The organism is Citrobacter sp. Ce104 (genome assembly GCF_030334595.1).
GTDB lineage: Bacteria > Pseudomonadota > Gammaproteobacteria > Enterobacterales > Enterobacteriaceae > Citrobacter > Citrobacter europaeus.
The window spans coordinates 39,353-58,142 of the sequence record NZ_JAOWDP010000053.1 but is presented as its reverse complement, the minus strand read 5'-3'; the positions used below and the strand labels follow the sequence as shown (position 1 = coordinate 58,142).

General features: G+C 49.9%; 16 protein-coding genes. 3 read left to right on the top strand and 13 right to left on the bottom strand.

Going from position 1 to position 18,790, the window contains the following annotated elements:
• Window positions 1-21: 21 nt before the first annotated feature.
• From OGW16_RS05385 to tctD, 13 genes are all read right to left on the bottom strand, one after another.
• Complete coding sequence (locus OGW16_RS05385) at window positions 22-1,413, bottom strand: DUF4832 domain-containing protein (protein WP_220771555.1); 1,392 nt, start codon at window positions 1,411-1,413, stop codon at window positions 22-24.
• Window positions 1,414-1,444: 31 nt separating this feature from the next.
• On the bottom strand, window positions 1,445-1,852 hold the full coding sequence (locus OGW16_RS05380; RefSeq protein WP_043017279.1) for a hypothetical protein: 408 nt from the start codon (window positions 1,850-1,852) through the stop codon (window positions 1,445-1,447).
• Between the two features lie 2 nt (window positions 1,853-1,854).
• Window positions 1,855-2,967 (bottom strand): glycosyltransferase family 4 protein, encoded by a 1,113-nt coding sequence (locus tag OGW16_RS05375; RefSeq protein ID WP_087050855.1) that lies wholly within the window; start codon window positions 2,965-2,967, stop codon window positions 1,855-1,857.
• 1 nt (window position 2,968) lies between these two features.
• A complete protein-coding gene (locus OGW16_RS05370; protein WP_080626199.1) occupies window positions 2,969-4,180 on the bottom strand; it encodes a glycosyltransferase family 4 protein in 1,212 nt (403 codons plus the stop codon).
• A gap of 14 nt (window positions 4,181-4,194) precedes the next feature.
• Window positions 4,195-5,184, bottom strand: coding sequence for a glycosyltransferase family 2 protein (locus OGW16_RS05365; RefSeq protein ID WP_043017282.1), 990 nt, complete (start codon window positions 5,182-5,184; stop codon window positions 4,195-4,197).
• 4 nt (window positions 5,185-5,188) lie between these two features.
• Entirely contained in the window at window positions 5,189-6,559 is a 1,371-nt protein-coding gene (locus OGW16_RS05360; RefSeq protein WP_047409313.1) for a hypothetical protein, read from the bottom strand.
• Entirely contained in the window at window positions 6,556-7,767 is a 1,212-nt protein-coding gene (locus OGW16_RS05355) for a lipopolysaccharide biosynthesis protein (RefSeq protein ID WP_075145756.1), read from the bottom strand. Before OGW16_RS05355 ends, OGW16_RS05360 begins: the two co-directional genes overlap by 4 nt.
• Complete coding sequence (locus OGW16_RS05350) at window positions 7,764-9,893, bottom strand: GumC family protein (RefSeq protein WP_286518044.1); 2,130 nt, start codon at window positions 9,891-9,893, stop codon at window positions 7,764-7,766. The genes OGW16_RS05355 and OGW16_RS05350 overlap by 4 nt, the downstream gene beginning before the upstream one ends.
• 2 nt (window positions 9,894-9,895) lie before the next feature.
• The gene (locus tag OGW16_RS05345) at window positions 9,896-10,453 is read right to left on the bottom strand and encodes a polysaccharide biosynthesis/export family protein (RefSeq protein ID WP_043017286.1); all 558 of its coding nucleotides are present in this window, start codon (window positions 10,451-10,453) and stop codon (window positions 9,896-9,898) included.
• 1 nt (window position 10,454) lies between these two features.
• On the bottom strand, window positions 10,455-11,741 hold the full coding sequence (locus OGW16_RS05340) for an outer membrane beta-barrel protein (RefSeq protein ID WP_080626196.1): 1,287 nt from the start codon (window positions 11,739-11,741) through the stop codon (window positions 10,455-10,457).
• A complete protein-coding gene (locus OGW16_RS05335) occupies window positions 11,731-13,146 on the bottom strand; it encodes an undecaprenyl-phosphate glucose phosphotransferase (protein ID WP_043017288.1) in 1,416 nt (471 codons plus the stop codon). Before OGW16_RS05335 ends, OGW16_RS05340 begins: the two co-directional genes overlap by 11 nt.
• A gap of 440 nt (window positions 13,147-13,586) precedes the next feature.
• The gene (locus OGW16_RS05330) at window positions 13,587-14,999 is read right to left on the bottom strand and encodes a sensor histidine kinase (protein WP_087050851.1); all 1,413 of its coding nucleotides are present in this window, start codon (window positions 14,997-14,999) and stop codon (window positions 13,587-13,589) included.
• Complete coding sequence (gene tctD, locus OGW16_RS05325; protein WP_003826032.1) at window positions 14,986-15,660, bottom strand: transcriptional regulator TctD; 675 nt, start codon at window positions 15,658-15,660, stop codon at window positions 14,986-14,988. The genes OGW16_RS05330 and tctD overlap by 14 nt, the downstream gene beginning before the upstream one ends.
• A 153-nt stretch (window positions 15,661-15,813) precedes the next feature.
• Here tctD and OGW16_RS05320 point away from each other — a divergent pair, with 153 nt between their 5' ends.
• The 3 genes from OGW16_RS05320 to OGW16_RS05310 are packed head-to-tail and all read left to right on the top strand — an operon-like array spanning window position 15,814 to window position 18,765.
• Complete coding sequence (locus OGW16_RS05320) at window positions 15,814-16,791, top strand: Bug family tripartite tricarboxylate transporter substrate binding protein (RefSeq protein ID WP_047409299.1); 978 nt, start codon at window positions 15,814-15,816, stop codon at window positions 16,789-16,791.
• A 14-nt stretch (window positions 16,792-16,805) separates the two neighbouring features.
• Window positions 16,806-17,240: a tripartite tricarboxylate transporter TctB family protein gene (locus tag OGW16_RS05315; protein WP_193145212.1), complete on the top strand. Its 435-nt coding sequence runs from the start codon at window positions 16,806-16,808 to the stop codon at window positions 17,238-17,240.
• A gap of 10 nt (window positions 17,241-17,250) precedes the next feature.
• Window positions 17,251-18,765, top strand: coding sequence for a tripartite tricarboxylate transporter permease (locus OGW16_RS05310; protein WP_043017292.1), 1,515 nt, complete (start codon window positions 17,251-17,253; stop codon window positions 18,763-18,765).
• Window positions 18,766-18,790 lie beyond the last annotated feature (25 nt).

Genomic DNA, 18,790 nt, shown 5'->3' with positions numbered 1-18,790 from the left:
CAGGCGCGTTGCCGTGCTGGGTTAGCGTGCCGTTATCGTTGATACGCGATACCAGCCGCTGCTCTGCTTACCCTGGTTGGCGAAGTTAATTCTCGGCGCACCGGATTTATCCAGCATCGCGACCTCAATCACGTATTGCCCTTTCGCCAGTCCTCCCGGCATGGGCAAGGCATAGCTGACCTGATAAACACCCGGGAGCCAACGTCGTATATCATCCGCCGCATTCCCCTGCGCCACCACTTTATTAGCTTTATCCACCACACGAAATGCCAGCGTGTAGGGCAGATAAATCGGGGCGATACCTTCGTTATACCACGTGCTGTTTAATGTCAGCGTTTGTCCGCCGTCCCACACGGATTCATGGCTTAGAGACGCTAAGCGAAACCGATAGCCTAGTTTACTCAGCGCATCGTCAACAATCGGTCGATAATCGCTGGGAATCGCCCTCGATTTCAGGTTAATAGTGCTGGCGTGCTGCTTGATCGCCCAGTCAAAAATGCCCTGCACTTCGGCGCGCGTATAGTGGAAGGTATTCTTCCAGTCCTGCATATATGAACAGATTTCCAGACTAACCGGCGCACGTTTCCAGGCGTCATTAAACCCTGAATAACTCTGCTGCGCGGCCAATATTCGCTGCGGATAATCATCAGCCATATGGTTCCAGGTGTTTGAAAATACGCGCAGATCGCCCCAGCAGTCCGCCCGCCATCCCGCACCGCGCGCCACCGCATTCGCCAGGCTTTGCCCACCGCTCATTAACATAATTTTCGGCGTCGAAGGGAAGGCAGAAAAATGCATTGCGACGTAGCGGTCCAACTGCGCGGTGGTGTACCGTTCCAGCAGTGGCTGCAGATTAGAGAAATTGCTGTTATGCCATTCACCCCATGCCCCCACCATGCCGATATCCACAAACGCAAGATTCTCATTGCCGTCGTAGCGTTTTCCGAATGCGTTCAGCAGACGCTGGCTGTACTCAATAAACAGAGGGTCGTCTAAGTCTGGAATAAATGTTTTGTTATCGGGCGTCCAGGTGCCTTTCACGCCTTTTTTAATCAGCCAGTCGGGAATTTTTGTACCATCCCCCGGGTCAGCTAGCGCCATAAACCGCAGTCCAACGTTCATCGCGGGACGATGCGCCGCCGCGTATTTGAAGGCATCATCCACCAGCGCAAAATTATACTGACCTTCAATGGGCTCCAGGTCTCGCCAGTAAAACCGCTCGTACTCAAACCCGGTATTGGGATAATCAGCCAGCCCCAGCGTTTCACCATATCCCTGATGAAAACTTGCCACGCCAATCCCTGGATTGGTCAGCGGGCCAGTCAATGCTTTGGGGGTAACGGTCGTTAATGCGGAAATGACCGTCAACGGAAAGGACATCAACAACAGCGCAGAAACCCATTTACACTTCATCGCAGTGACGCCCTCCACAGGTTTGTTAACGCTAGCGGTCTTTCAGGCTTAACCACCAGTCCCAGATACCTACATGAAAATTTTGGAACACATCAATACCTAACGCGGATTTGATCATATACAGCGTCAGCAATACGCAGCAGGTGACGAACAACACGGCAATCAGCAGCAAAAAAGTTAGCAACATTCTCGACAGGGTCGATTCCTGGCGGTGCTGGCGGCGTAAATCTCTGCCAAACAAAAAAACCAGATAATAACGCTTACTGAAAAAAGGAAAGCTTCGGCGAATATCGATCTGATGCCGCGAAGCCAGCGTCGATGCCAGGATAGCATTTTCCACCCCTTCCTTTTGTTCAGGGGTCAACCCCTCAACAATCGACTCATCAAGATGAGAATAAAATCGTTCGATGACGGGAGGACGATTTTGAGGACTGGTCAAAATTAACCTATATCTTTATCAATGGAGTGATAGACGTTAACCGTCTTTTTGGCGATTTCATGCCAATTGTAGTTTTGTAAATATACACGATAGTCCACGCTATTGGTTGTCGCCCACTGGGTTAATTTCTCGGCCAGACTGGCCACATCCCCCACCTTAAAATAGGCCTCGGCGGGCAGTTGAACTTCAAGATTAGCCGGAATATCACTGACGACGGCAGGAAGAGAGAATGACATCGCTTCCAGTAGCGCAATGGGCAATCCTTCATGGTATGAAGGCATCACAAACAGCCTGGCCTGCGAAAATACCGCCTGCAGCTCATCACCCCGTAAGAAACCGGTCATCACGACGCCTGGCGTGTCCGCGGCAAGCTTTTTGAGGCGCACGCTGTATTCGGTCGGATGATCCGCATCGCCAATTAACACTAACGGCATGGTCAAACCGCTGCGCTGATAGGCGGCGATGGCATCATGCATCCCTTTTTCTTCCACAAATCGCCCAACCACCACGAGGTAGTTTTTCGGCTGCAGCCCAAAGCGGGAGAGCGTATTGTCGATGGTCAGATCAGATAACAATCGCGGCTCGTTTACGCCATTGTGAATTAAATGTGCATCATAGCGACCGTGTTTTTTCTGGATCAGTTGATTAATAACGTCAGAAATCACAATCACTTCGTTGGCATATCTCACCGCCCAACGCTCACCGAGTAGCAATATTTTTTTGGCAACGAAACCCCATTTCTGCCGATCGTAATCGGGCCCATGGTGGGTAAAAACCACCTTCTTCCCTAACACGCGTAATAATGGGATCACAAGGCCTGGTCCAATAGCATGGACATGCACAATATCCGAATGGTCGATACTTGTCCTAAACGCCGCTAAAACGGAATGGACAATCGCTTCCAGCGAGCGCTTTTTGGGCGCCCACAGCGCGTAGGTTTCGACTTTCTTATATACCGATCGTTTGTAATTTACATATGGCGAGCGAGCAATCACGCAAATATCCACGTCGAACTGCTGCTTAATGGCAGGATATAGATTCTGACAGTGTGTCTCTACACCGCCCAATACATCGGGAATACCACGCGTTCCAAAAACCGTTATTTTTTTACTCATACTATGGCCTGCTCAGCAGTTCTTTATAGAGCGCCTGGAGGGTATCCATATGTTTACTCAGCGCATATTTTTCACTCAACCGCGCACGACCAAGTAAGCCCATGACCCGCGCTTTCTCTGGCGAGTCGGCCAGGGCATCCATCGCATTAGCTAACTCCTGCGCATTGCCCGGTTCGAATAAAATCCCTTCGATACCGTCACGAATTTGTTCGGGGATGCCGCCAATGCGCGACCCGATAACCGGCTTGCCTAAGGACATCGCCTCTAATATCGCCATTGAACAGTTTTCATAGCATTCTGAAGGCAGGATCACCGCCCGCGCATGTTTAATAAGGTTGTCGAGGGCTTCCCCTTGTTGCACATAACCTAAAAACTCAACGTCCGGGTATTTGGCGGCTAACTCATCGTGCAGCGGACCGTGACCCACAATTTTCAGCGGCGCTTTGTTCTGCATTTTCTCATGCGCCGCCAACAGCGTTGCCACACCTTTTTCACGGCTCAGGCGACCGAAGTACAGCATATAACCCTCGTCGCTTACCTCATCCAGGGGACGGCTGTCATCAACGCCATTGACGATGACATCAATACGCGAATTCGGCAGCGTACGCAGTAATACCCCGCGTAAAAAGACGCTTGGCGACACGATCACATCCAGCGCCTGGTAATTTTGCGCAATATACTGCCAGGTCGCCTCCAAAGAGAGCAGAAGACTTTTTGAGGCAGACCCTTCCTGGCAACGATACCTGAAAGCATTAAAAACCGTTCCGGTGATACAGGAATCACACACCTTGCCGTCGCGCAGCATGGAATAGGCGGGACAGACTATCTTATAGTCATGCGCGGTCAGCACTGTTTTGCAGCCAAAATTGCGGGCAACTTTAATTAACGCCGGCGTTAACTGATGGTAAATGTTATGAAAGTGGACGATATCCGGACGCTCTTTTTGTAGTAGCGCCAGCATCTTTTTGCAGGCCTGCGAATTATGAATAAAGTTAACCGCCGTTTTGAGCCCACCCAGCAGATTGCTTTCTTTGTGATAGTCCACATTGCTGACGAAATAATCCGCATAGTCTGAAGGGAAATTTTTCTCATGCTGCATCGAGAAATCAATAACCTGCACACCAGCCTGTTTCAGCATATCGCGCTCTTGAAAATAAACCGTTTCCGCGCCGCCTTTAATGAAAAAAAACTTATTCACTAATAAAACTTTCATTGCGCCAGCCTTAGTTATTCATGAATGATTTTACTGTCAGGCGGAGTCAACGGATCGCGTACTGGTTTAGTCAAGCCTTTAACCAGTCCGGCAGAAAGCACGGCCAGGTTCATTACGCTCTGCAATCCGTTCAATAACGATCGATTCTGCACGGTTTTCAGGACAATAAACGCAAGCAACGGCAAAAATGCAATGTCGAAAAGTTCGAGATTGAAGGTCACCGCCGCAATGAACAAAGCAATCAAATAAACAGAAAAAATCGCCTCGTTCCTGACCATTTTTAACGCTTTGCCGAAATAAGGTTTTCCCCAGGCACAACGTAAAAGCTCGCCCGGAGCCTGATAGTATCCGCTTTTCCAGCGGTGCTTGAGCATCTGAAAGGTCGGCATAGTATGGGAAGTATGAATAAAATACGGAATATTCAGACGACGCAGTTTATAACCCGCATCGAGCAAACGCAGGCCCAGTTCGGCTTCTTCATAAGCGTGCAAATTACGGTTGGTAAGATAACCAATTTTTTCAATTGCAGATCGACGATATAACCCGCCACCGCCTAAATGGTCACTATCCCCGAGCGGATAAATTTTATTAATACGCTGCTTACGCGATTTAAATTCATAGTTAACGGCATCGTCCATTTCAACGGTTCCCGCGACGCCTGCATATTCCGGCTCAGCCTGCAAAAATGCGACAGCTTGATCCACAAAGCCCTCTTCCAGCTCCATGTCGCCATCCATCAGTAGCAGATATTCCCCTTCACTATACAGATAACCTAACTGATGCCCGACGCCGCAGCAGCGATCGTCTGGGTTAGTTAAGGACACCACGGTCGCCCCTTTATCGATAGCAAGCTGTTGGGTGTTATCCGTTGACAGACTATCTGCCACTATAATTTTATGTGGATAATCAACAAGCTGCCGGCGAATACTGTCGATCGTTTTCTCAATACATTCAGATTCATTGAGTGTTTTAATACTCACTGAAATAAACGGTTTTTGGTCCATACAATTACCCTACACAGCGAAGGACGGTTCGACGAATCACTAAACTTGATCCTAGTGATAAATAGAACAGGAATTGTAACATCGGTGTAATCATCAGTATCTGGCTGTAAGGTAAGCTAATTAAGCAACTGATAGCAAAAGCGTTAAACGCCGGTGCAAAGCTCAATAACTGGAGGTCCTGCTGGTCCAGTTGTTCAAGCGTCAGTAATGGCTTTGGCTGACAAACTTTCAGGATATAAATGAATAAGCTAATAAAGAGTAACGTGCCGATCACCCCAACTTCCCACAGCAGCATACTCAGGGAAGTCGAGTCGAGAATTAAGTTATAGATGATATTCAAAAAGCCCGGCGACACCGTACTCCCGCTGTTAGTGGCGTTGAGCCCGTAACCAAATAACGTTCCTGAAAGCCCCCACAGATCGTTATTTTTTAACCAGAACAAAAACGTCGTAAAGCGCCCTAACTCCCCGGTAGACATAATGTAGTTCGGGTCAAAAATATAGCTTAAGGAGTCGATGAAAATGCTTAGCGAGCTTTTCGAGGGATCGCCGCCAAACGCGGAAGAATAATAGTACGCGAGGATCACGATCGACAGGCTAATCAGCAGTAACATGCCTGCCACAATAACCAACAGCGTCTTCAGATTGACCTTACTAACGTCTTTGACGTAGCTCGGTGAGATCCACACCCACGCCAGAAACAGAGGCGAAAGCAGAATGACGAACTTCACTTCGCCAATGATACAAAGCCCGATCCCCAGAACAATGTGCAACGCCATTGACTTAAACGAGGTCAGCCCATGCTTATACTCAGAGACTTTTAACAACATAATCAACAGGCAAAACAGGCCCATCGCGGCAGTGTTACCGCCCCCCATGGGGTCTCCGCCAAACGTGCCAACCACGGAGTCCCATTTCTCATCTTCACCACGCACCGCGACGCGCTGGGGAACGACCAGTAAAACCTGATAAATCATTACCGGGATCTGCGCGTAAAACACCCAATACAGATAGCGCGTTGCCCGATAAATCTGCGATTCCCGGCAAAATCCCAGCAGCAAACAGATCATCACCAGCGACAATGCAATTTCGTTTTTAAATGCCACAATCGCGACGGTGATCCCGCCCTGAATCAGCGTCGATGTTCCAGCCAGCACCAGGAACGAGAAATACAACGCCAGGACAATCGTCTCCTGCGCATCCAGTTGCAGCGAGCTATCACGCGTCTGCATCACCAATAATCCCACCATCAACAGGGTCAGGAAAAAGGGGATCCACAGCACCGACTGCATGCCGGTAAAGTATTGCACCAGACCACACAGGATTAGCGTGACAAAGGTATAAACCTGCAAATAGTATCCGGTATTCAGCGTCATAGTATCACCGGCTTATCTTTCAGGAGATTGGCTCGCTTATTCATTTTCAGATAAATGAAGGCGTAGCGAATAAATGTCAGTGAAGAAAACAGGATAACCGACGTGGCATAATCTTTATAAAAATAGGGAATGACGACAAAAGCGAATAACACGATCGCCAGCTGTTCCAGTTGGATGCGCAGAAAATAGCGGTGGGAGCCAAAAATAAGTTCAATCACCGTCAGAGGGCTTATCGCCAGTGCCGGGAACAAATAGGGCAACATGTAGCGCGACGTTTCAATGGAGTTAATCCAGTCTTCGCTAAAGCCCAGACGCATCACTATCGGATAGAAAATAAACACCCCAAGGGTACAGATGACACCCAGCACCAACAGCAGCATCCGCACCCTGGTATATTCCTGATAATTAAAGGTGTTATTTCTGAAATCGATAGACCACTTGGAAAAAATAGTATTGCGCACCGCGTTGCCAATGATCACCACCGGCGCCAGGCAAAAGCGGCTAACCACGGAAAAATAACCCGCCGTCAGCGCCGAGAACCAAAAGTTAATCAGCATAACCGGCAAATTGCTGCTGGCCATCGCCAGCACTTCCGCACTGCCCACTTTGGTAATGTGATGAATATTCTGTTTGAAAAAATGCCAATTACTGGCGGGTCGCAGATGTCGGGCCGCCACCGCCCGAATATCAAACGAGTGCAAAATACAGCTAATGGTCAGCGCCATCGTTGCACAGGCCCATGACCAATAAAACAGTTGCACATGATGCGTAGCCAGAACCGAAAGTAATACCACCACCGAGACAGAAATGCGCTGGAAAATCAGAAAACGAAAATTGGCCGTGCGTAGCGACAGGTTTTCCGAGATTAAAACCCATGCCGTTGCCAGCGTCAGCAGATAGAGGAACAAGATGTTCTGATGAAACAGCCACGCGGTGAGCACAGCGTACGGTAAGGCAATGATCGTGCTTTGGAGCAGGCAAAATACAACGTTTTGTACCAGTTCGTCGTCGTGCTGTTTTGGAATTAAAAGCTGCGATGCAAAGGTACATACCTGAGCGCCCACCACGGCGATACTGTAGTTGAGCGCATAAAGCCCCACTTCAGCCATATCGTACTTGTGTGAAATCAACCAGATAGACAGCGCACCAATCAACTGCGAGATGACTGATGAACCGGCTATCGTGGAAGCGCTCTTCAGTAGACTCATACGCGGCCTGGCGTCGTCATCAGTTGATCGGTACTGAAGTTGAGTGAACGCAGACCTTCTTGCGTCTCAAGATCTTTTTCTTCAACTGCATTGAGCACCGCGCCAATCACAACACCGTTATTTTCCTCGATCTTATCCAGCGCGTTGGCGATTTGTCCCGCCGATCCGGCCCCGGCTTTCACAATGAAAACAACCCCATCGACGGCACGTTTGATCAGTTGAACATCCTGACTCTGATTCACAGCAGCAACATCAATAATGATGCGCTGATAATGCGATTTCAGCTCGCGCATTAAGGGTTCAACGTGCTCCGACGACAGCATCAGTAAAGAAGAGATGGTGCTCTTGCCGTGCGGGATAAAGTCGAGATGATCACTGAGCGTGATCCGCGCCTGTTCAAGCTCAGTCTCCCCGCGCAGCAGTTCCGCTACGCCTGCGGATGTGGCTGATGCCAGCTCTGAAGAGAGCCCGCCAGTGTTAAAGAAATCCGCATCAATAAGCAGCGTTTTCTGGTCGAAGCTAAAGGAGTTCGCTAACAGATTCGCTAACAAAGAACGCCCATCGCCATGCTCCGTCGACGCCACGGCGAGCGTCTGTAATGGTCGATTATCCAGCATAATCAGGGTACGGATACCGTGCACAATATCGGCATTTAGCGGGTTCTTCATGATCATGTCCCGCACCTGCGCGCGCCCAGAAGTTCCGCTAAAACGACGGATTTCACCCAGCGGAGCAACATTGAGCCGTTTTTTCATGCGACTCAGGGTTGCGATTGAGTTATCCATCGCCGCTTTGACAATGAAATACATGATGCTGAACACGACCACCAGCATGACCACCATCACCAACAGCAGTGATTTATTCGGTTTCGCCGGTTTTAGCGCGGGTACGGCAGGGTCGTATAACACCGCATCGGCACTCACGCCGGACAGCGATAGCTCCTGAGTACGCTGATAAAGCGATTTATACAGGTCTTCCATTTTATCTAACGATAGTTTTTGGCTGTTATAAGCATCCCGCTTAGACGCCATTTTCTGGAAGACCTCTTTCTGCTGCGCCACCTGCTGCTGATAGTTCTTTTCATCCGCCAGCGCCGCCAGATATTGCTGGCGCAAACCGACTTTCAGCTCTCCCAACACCCGTCCTGTCTGGCTTTGGATCGACTGAACATCGGCCTCGGCTTTTAAAATAGCGGGGTTTTTTGGCCCATACACTTTGCGTAGTTCAGACAAGGTACGCTGCGCCTGAATCAACGCAATGCGCAAATCCTGGATCTGAGCGTGGTTAGAGACTGAAGGCAGTGAGATAACGCTCTCAACGGACTTCCCTCCCCCGTTCACCTCGTTATAGACGGATTCAGCCGCAACACGACGCTGGGTCGCATCGGCCAGGCGATTGGTCACGATACTTAACTGTTCGGTTTCAAAACCATCAATACCGCGGAAGGTCAGCAGCCCGGCGTTTTTCAGATAGCTGTCCATCTCTTCTTTTTGCTTGGCTATCGACTTCTGAATCTCTTCCATTTTTTCATAATTCAGTTCGCGGGCTTTCTCTGCTTTCAGACGCTTTTGTTCCACCGTATAGTTGATGAAAGCCTGCGCGACGCCGTTGGCAATATCAGCCGCAACCTGAGGCGAAGTTGATTCATAGGTAATGGAAGCCAGATTCGTCGTGCGAATACCGATGACATTCAGGTTTTTCGATAACGTTTTCAGCGCTTGCTCCATTCTCAGCTGCCGACCTTCACTGCTATCGGCCCCCTGAGCACCGGCTTTTTCCCCGGTAAACTCCGGGTTTTCATCCAGCTTCATATCGCGCACGGCTTGCTCAAGCACAATCCGCGAATGCATCAACGCATATTGCGTTTCGTAGTAACCACTGCGCGTTGAATCGAACCCATCAACCTGTGGAAACGGAGAAACGTTATCGGCCTGCGCTTTGATCAGCACCGTCGCCGTTGAAACATACTTTGAGGACATCATGCTGATTAACGGATAAGCCACAACCCCGGCTACAATACCGGCCAGCGCGATTTTCCAGGCGTTCTTTTTCAGCTCTTTGGCAAAGCGGGAGAATTCGACCGTGCTTTCTCGTTTTTTGCCGTTTTCCACTATTGATAGTTTCATCGTCAGAAGAACCCCATGCCAATAATCACGACATCCCCAGGATGAACAGAGTGCGTTAAATCAACATTCTCCAGCAGCTGATTGCTACCTGACAGACGAATGTTGATATCTTTTCGGTCAGCACGATCTGTAAACCCGCCCGCCTGCGCAATAGATTTCTCGACGGTAAGTCCTGGCTCCCAGGCGAATCCATTCGGACTTTTCACTTCGCCAGAAACATAATATTTACGGAACTCGGCAATACTCACCGTCACCATCGGAGTTGTAAAATAATCTCCGGTCAGGCGTTGAGTTAATTCGTTGGTCACTTGATCGACAGTTTTATCTTTTAATTTAAGAGCGCCAACAAACGGGAAATTGATCTCCCCACTCTTATCCAAAATAAATCGCATCGTCATATCGGGTTGACCATGAACAGCGATATTGACAGTATCCCCTGCCCCAAGTCGGTAATCCTGCTGAACAGTAGCAGGATCGTCCATTAATCTCGGGCTGGACGTTGTGCATCCGACCATCAGGATACTGAATAGCAAAACCGCGCACAGTTCTATTATTTTCATTTTAGATCTGAACCTTAGCTTTAAGCATAATCATAGAATTATCATAACCCAACGTTCTAATGACTTCCTGATTGTCGTTGGGACCGATATAAAACGAATCAGTATCCTTATTCGAATTCAATGTATCTATTTGATATTTAATCTCAAAATTAACTGACGGCGTGTAGTCATAGCTCATGGTTACGCTAAATACCCCATCTTTATCATGCCGATCCTTATTCTGTTTTTTATAGTCTTCTGAAGTGTATGAGTAATCCAGCAAGGTAGAAAAACGGTTGCCTAACCAGAAATGTTGATAAGAAAGACCATACTGGGTCACTAAAATATAACCCCCAACTTCCGATGGGTCTTTAATGCTTTGCGCCGAGTGAACCGTGAAAACAGACTGTTGTAACGGTTTCCACTCCCCTTTTATGTCCCAGTTTAGACCATTAAAATCATGCGAGTTTGCGTTGTTTTCAAATGTCTTGTACAGCCATGAAATATTCATGTCGACATTGGTTTTTCCCGTCAACTGCGACTTCAGGCCATACAGCAAATAATACTCATTAGTGTCTTTTTCTGAGTTGTTATCATAGCGACGCTGGTTAGTAATAAAGCTATAGCGAAAACGCGTTCTGGATGTGTATTGGTCAAAAATTTCTGCCACCAGGCTATTTTCGTGCCATTCCTGTTCCTGAATATAATTGTAGAAATCTTCACTACTGTCCTGGACATCAGACGTATTGCCGAAGGTCAGTTTTTTGTACAACAACGCCAGTTCCGCTTTTCCGCGCCCATCGGGTGCGCCGTAGCTGTAGCGCAATTCACTGTTGATAAAATTCGTCGTCAGCGGAGATTTAATCCCATACTGCTCGAACTGCCCAGGGAGAAAACCTTCGGTGATACCACGACCGCGGGACTCATGCCCAAGCGTATCCTCCAGATTGAGGGTTAAGCCATGCTTGAGCCCATACCGCCAGGCGCCGTTAAAACGAAAAAAATGGTCGTTATAGTTATCCGCGGAATCGCTTGAGTAATTACGATAATCTCCGGAGTACATCAGCAAATACTTATCCTGACCGCGTTCTCCGCTCATACTCAGAACGGGCGCCGCGCTCTGAAACGAGGAACCGATAGCATCGCTGCTATGTGGCTGATAAGTCACGTTATCATTATAACCATAGTCCACAGCGACCTTGCTCTGGAAGTCGATCCCTGCAAAGCCAATGTGTGATTTCGGTGTTAAATCAGCCCATGCGGGCTGCGATATCACGATTCCGGTAATAACGAGTAATTTAGTATGCATTCTTACCGACAAATCCTTTGAAAATAGTTTTAATAATAATTTTTATATCCAGCCATAACGACCAGTTTTGAATGTACTCAATATCGTACTGAACCCTTTTTTCCATCTTATAAAGCGCATCGATTTCCCCGCGGAAACCGTTAATCTGCGCAAGCCCGGTGATCCCAGGCTTAACTTTATGGCGGATCATGTAATTTTCGACCTGTTTGCGGTACTGCTCATTATGCGTAACCGCATGAGGTCTGGGGCCGACAATCGACATACTTCCCTGCAATACGTTGATAAATTGCGGCAGTTCATCCAGCGAAGTACGGCGTAAAAAGCTCCCGAATTTGGTTACCCGTGGATCGTTTTTCGTAGCCTGAATAACCGTGTCGGCGTTCTCCATGACGCGCATTGAGCGAAACTTCCAGACCTTAATTTTTTGTCCGCTAAGACCATACCGATCTTGTTTAAAAAACACCGGCCCGCGGGAAGTGAGTTTGATTCCAATGGCAATTGCCAACATCAGCGAAGAAATCATCACCATAATGATGCTGCCAAGCACCAAATCTTCCGCCCGCTTGATAAATGAACCCGCCCCTTCAAACGGCGAACTAAAGATTCCGATAGTTTGCAGGTTGTGAATGGAGCGCAGCTTGGACATGTTGTTACTGTAGGTATAGAAGTCAGGAACAATATAGGTGTCTACAGTGGTGTCCGACATCATCGCTAAAAAATGACGAATACGGTGTAAAGCGACCATCGGTAAGGCGATGTAGATTTCGTCTATATTTCCCTGCCGGGCTTCCTCAACCAGATTGATCACCGGGCCACGGAAGGGGCTTTTCACCTTATCTACGATATCGCCGCAGCGGGATAAGGCGCGCTCATCGTAAAACGCCAGATCGAGTGTGATATTGGCGTATTCATTCATTAACGCGTTTTCTGCAGCCAGGCCATTGTCGGTCAGACCAATAATCGCCACGCGCATACTCTTTTTCGTTGAATATTTAAAAATGAAAAAGCGAATGTAATAAAGAAAAGGTAATGGGATAAAGTACCAGTAAATAATGGCTGAATAAAATGGTGAAGGCAGTTTGTCGAGGTAGCCGAGTGATTCGGGTTCAGCCACCGTCATGCTGACCAGTTCGTTAAAAAAAATCGCCAACAGCGTACAAAAAACCAACCGTTTTTGATTACGTAAACCGATCGTCTTGATCTTTTGTTGATACATTTTTATGTATTCAGCAAACAGCAAGAAAAAGACTGAGAAGAGAATACTCAGAATGGCAATGGTGTTAAATGGCGCCAGACCTAACAGATGGGCGCTAAAAACCAACGTCGCATTGATTACAATGAAATCGACCAGTTTTAAAAAGACTGGATATCCTTGGCTGCTAATCTTTAGCGATTTTTTAAGCATATCTCAGCCCATTATTTATTGATCTTTAATTGTTTTTTTCTCATTTATGTTGCTAATTATATCACAAGTCTAAAAAACGCAATGGCACATTGTCAGTAAATGTAAAAAATAATGTCTCTTACTGTGATAAATATCCCGAGCACAATCATATCTATATGATTTTGATGATGATTGAGTCAAGAAAAGTTTTAGCCAATTCAGCAAAAAAGATGACTTTTAACAACACTTTTGCTATTGACAGGTAACAATTCGTGGTCTATGAAAAGTGATTTATGTATGATAAATAACGCAAAAGTTTAGTTTAATTGACGCTAAATTGCTGTTAAATACAGCAAGTAAAATATAATTCACGGCCTCGCGGCGAAATTTAAAATTACAATAACAATACAATTAATTACTTTTAATTATATTAATACCGTTCGCATCATCAAAAAGATATTTCAGCTCGCTACGCTTAAAAATCGCACCCGCACGCTTAACCCGCCTAATGCTTCGCTCCGTGAGAGCTGAGGGTGCGTGCGGTGCAGACGAGCAATATCGTTGACCAGCGCGAGTCCGATCCCGGCACCGGGAACATTACCGACGTTATCAAGACGATGAAACGGCAGCAGCGCCTGATGCACCATCTGCTCATCAATACCCGGCCCGCTATCTTCAACCACCAGCACCACCACCTCTCCTTCTCGCAGCAATCGGGCAGTCACCACACCATGCGGCGGCGTATATTTCAGTGCGTTATCCAGCAGATTTCCGCTCAGTTCGCCGAGCAGAACTTCATCCCCCTCAATCCACACCGCGTCCTGCTCTCCTTCATAGCCCAGATCGATCCCTTTACTACGCGCCTGCGCCAGCCGGGTAAAACAGCTGCTTTGCACCACCTCATACAAATTAACCGGCGAGAAGTGCCTTTCTCCTTGCTCTTTGCGCTTCACCGCCGACAGCTGTAACAGCCTTTCAGTCAGTTGAATGGTGTTATCCAGCGTGGCGCTCATGGCTTGCAGACTCTCATACCACTGCTGCGGCTGCTGGCTGGCGAGGGCCACCGAGGCCTGGGTTTTCAGCACCGCCAGCGGCGTTTTAAGCTGATGTGAAGCATCCGCGCTGAAGCGTTCCTGGCGAGAGATCAGGCCGCGAAGTCGGTCCAGATAACGATTGAATGCCACAATCAGCAGACGGGTTTCCGACCACGGCAGCAGCTCTGGCAACGGCGTCAACAGGCCTGGCTCACGACGCACCATCAACGATGATAACTGGCGCATCGGACGCAACACCCGACGCAGCAGCCAGCCAACCAGCACCAGCGTGAGCAGCACCAGCAGACCTTGTGAAACCCATGAGGAAAACAGCAACTGTCGCGCCAGATAACGCCGAGATTGCAGCGTTTCAGCGACATAAATCTCCGCCATGCCGGCAATACCGCCCTCGTTGACGGGCTGCAGCAGACGCGCCACGCGAATGGCCTCGCCGCGATATTCAGTGTGATAAAACCACGCCAGCGCCGGATATAGCCGCGTACGCGAGGTTGCAGGCGGCATCGCCGGTAAATCGTCATAACCTGAGATAACCTTCCCCATCGGATCGACCACCTTGTAATACAACCTGTCGTTCATGTTGAGTTCGAAGCTGTCCAGCACCACCCACGGCACATTTACTTCCAGCTGTTTATTGCGCACCACCAGTCGTTCGGAGACAGTCCTCGCGGACGAAAGCAACGTTCGGTCATATGCCTGCGTCGCCGCCTGTAGCGCGCTGACATAGCTGTTAAATGCAGACAGTCCCCACAGCAACATGAGCGGCAGGCCCAGAAACATCAGCAGTTGCAGATACAACGATTGGGGTTTAGCCCACTTCATCGCTACGCTCCAGCACATAGCCGAGGCCGCGCAACGTGGCGATACGCACATCGCTTCCCTGTAGTTTTTTACGCAAGCGATGGATATACAGCTCGATACTTTCGGGACTGACCTCATCGCTCAGACTGAAAACCTGTTCAAACAACTGCTGGCGCGAAACCGGTCGTAATCGACGGTACATCAGCACCGTCAGCAATGCCTGTTCGCGCGGAGTGAGCGCCAGGGGCTGCCCCTGCAACAGAAAATAGCCTTCATCGTGAAAGGCCAATTCCCCCAATTGCTGTATACCTTGCACCTGCCCCGCGCTACGGCGTAGCAAGGCCCGCAGTCGGGCATCCAGTTCCTCGATTTCAAACGGTTTTGCCAGATAATCATCGGCCCCGACGTTCAACCCTTTCACCCTATCGGCCACCGCGCTACGCGCCGTCAGCAGCAGTACAGGCAGCGTCTGCCCGCGCTTACGCAGCCGCTGAACGACTTCAAGGCCGTCCAGCCCCGGCATATTGATGTCCAGCACCGCCAGCGCGTACGTTTCACTATGTAAAAGATGGTCGGCCGCCAGGCCATCAAAAACGCAGTCGACGGCAAAACCGTTTTGCACCAGCGCTTTCTCCAGCCAGTGAGCTAACTCACGGTTATCTTCCGCTAATAAGAGACGCATATCACATCCTGTAAAGTTTCTGCCGCATTGAAAGGGAATTGAAAGGTTAATGTTTTAACAATCACGCAACCGAACTGCTACACATCGGCTCACATAATCACAAAAATCTTCTTCCGTACCCGAAAATCCGGTTTTCCGGCGTGAGGATAAACAATGAAAAAACAGTTACTTCGTACCCTTACTGCAAGCATTTTACTGATGAGTACCTCTGTTCTGGCCGAACAAGCGCCATCGCGCACGGAATGTATCGCTCCAGCTAAACCCGGCGGTGGTTTCGATCTCACCTGTAAGTTGATCCAGGTGAGCATGATGGAAACCGGCGCTATCGAAAAACCGATGCGCGTAACCTACATGCCTGGCGGCGTTGGCGCCGTGGCCTATAACGCGATCGTCGCTCAACGCCCGGCTGAAGCGGGTACCGTAGTGGCCTTCTCCGGCGGCTCACTGCTGAACCTGTCACAGGGCAAGTTTGGTCGCTACGGCGTGGATGATGTCCGCTGGCTGGCAAGCGTGGGTACCGACTACGGCATGATTGCCGTACGCCAGGACTCTCCGTGGAAAACGCTGAAAGATCTGCTGACGGCAATGGAGAAAGATCCCAACAGCGTGGTCATTGGCGCAGGCGCCTCTATCGGTAGCCAGGACTGGATGAAGTCGGCGCTGCTGGCGCAAAAAGCCAACGTTGATCCGCATAAGATGCGCTACGTCGCCTTTGAAGGCGGCGGCGAACCGGTTACCGCATTGATGGGCAATCACGTGCAGGTGGTTTCCGGCGATCTCAGTGAAATGGTGCCTTATCTCAGCGGCGACAAAATTCGCGTGCTCGCGGTGTTCTCGGAAGAACGCCTGCCGGGTCAGTTAGCTAACGTGCCAACCGCCAAAGAGCAGGGTTATGACCTCGTGTGGCCTATCATTCGCGGCTTCTACGTGGGCCCCAAAGTCAGCGACGCCGAATATCAGTGGTGGGTTGATGCCTTTAACAAACTCCAGCAGACCGATGAGTTTAAAAAGCAGCGCGATCTGCGCGGCCTGTTTGAATTCAACATGAGCGGTAAACAGCTCGACGAGTACGTAAAAAAGCAGGTCACGGATTATCGTGAGCAGGCGAAAGCCTTCGGTCTGGCGAAATAAGCACAGAGGCAAAGATGATGAGCGATCGTATTTTTGCAGGTATCTGGCTGTTGCTCTGTATAGCCGGGCTGTTCGTGGCCTGGCAAATCACCAGCGAATACAGCTATGAACCGGTTGGGCCGCGTCCCTTTCCGCTTGGCATTATCAGCCTGATGCTGATATGCGCCGTGGCGCTGCTGTTGCGCCATCCCGATACCATCAGTTGGCCTCGTCGCCACGTACTGCAAAAGCTGCTGACGATGGTGATTGTTTTGTTGATGTATGCCTGGGGTTTTGAGTGGCTCGGTTTTCCCATCGCCACCGCCATTCTCACCGTGGTGATCGGCATGTTGTTCGGCGCAACTATCCCGGCTGCGGGTATTTCCGGCGCGGTGCTTGGCATTCTGCTGTGGTATGCCTTTGACCGACTACTTGACGTCACCTTACCACTCGGCGCCTGGCTGGGTTAACGGAGAAACGATGGATACCTGGATTTATCTTTCTCAGGGTTTCGCGGTGGCAATGACACCGGAAAACCTGGTCATCGCCCTGATTGGCTGTTTTGTCGGTACTATTGTCGGACTGCTGCCTGGACTTGGGCCCATTAACGGCGTGGCGATCCTGCTGCCGCTGGCATTCGCTTTGCATCTGCCCGCAGAATCTGCGCTGATCCTGCTGGCGACCGTCTACATTGGTTGTGAATACGGCGGGCGTATCTCCTCCATCCTGCTGAATGTTCCCGGCGATGCGGCGGCGATTATGACCGCGCTCGATGGCTATCCGATGGCGCAGCAAGGCCGCGGCGGCGTCGCACTCTCTATCTCGGCGGTCAGTTCTTTCTTTGGTTCGCTTATCGCTATCGGCGGCATCATTCTGTTTGCCCCAGCGTTAGCCCAATGGTCGCTGGCCTTCGGGCCGGCGGAATACTTCGCCTTAATGGTTTTCGCTATTGCCTGCCTCGGCAGTATGATGGCGCAAAATCCGCTGAAATCATTTCTGGCAGCGCTTATCGGTCTCGGCCTTGCGACCGTCGGCGTAGACGCCAATACCGGGGTTTATCGCTTTACCTTTGACAGCGTCCATCTCTCCGACGGTGTGCAGTTTATCGTGGTGGTGATTGGGCTGTTCTCCGTCTCTGAAATACTGTTAATGCTGGAACATACCAGCAGTGGCCAGACGCTGGTGCGTAAAACGGGCCGCATGTTATTTAACGCCAAAGAAGGTGCGCAGTGCGTTGGCGCAACCCTGCGTTCATCGGTGATTGGCTTTTTCGTCGGCGTTCTGCCTGGCGCTGGCGCGACCATTGCCAGCGCAATCACCTACATGACCGAGAAAAAGCTCAGCGGCAACAGCGACAGCTTTGGCAAGGGTGATATTCGCGGCGTGGCGGCCCCCGAAGCCGCCAACAACGCCTCGGCCTGCGGATCTTTTATCCCGATGCTGACGCTCGGCGTACCGGGCTCCGGCACCACGGCGGTGATGATGGGCGCGCTGACGCTGTACAACATCACCCCGGGTCCGGCGATGTTTACCGAACAACCGGATATCGTCTGGGGGCTGATTGCGGCGCTGCTGATTGCCAACGTGATGCTGCTGGTAATGAACATCCCGCTAATCGGCCTGTTTACCCGTATGCTGACCATCCCACTGTGGTTTTTGGTACCGGCTATCGCGGCAGTCTCCGCGGTTGGCGTGTATGCCGTCCATAGCACCACCTTCGATCTGGTGCTGATGGTCGCCCTCGGCGTACTGGGCTACATTTTGCGTAAAATGCACTTCCCGATGTCGCCGCTGATTTTAGGCTTCGTTCTCGGGGAAATGCTGGAGCAGAACCTGCGCCGGGCGCTGTCTATCAGTAACGGTAATATGGATATTCTGTGGGCCAGCGGCGTGGCGAAAGTGCTGCTGGTGTTGGCGGTACTGGTTATCGTAGTCCCGCCAGTGCTGCGACTGATCCGCAAACGTAACAGCAAACCGCAGGTGGATATCGGTTAGTATTAAGCCGGATGGCGTAGCGCCA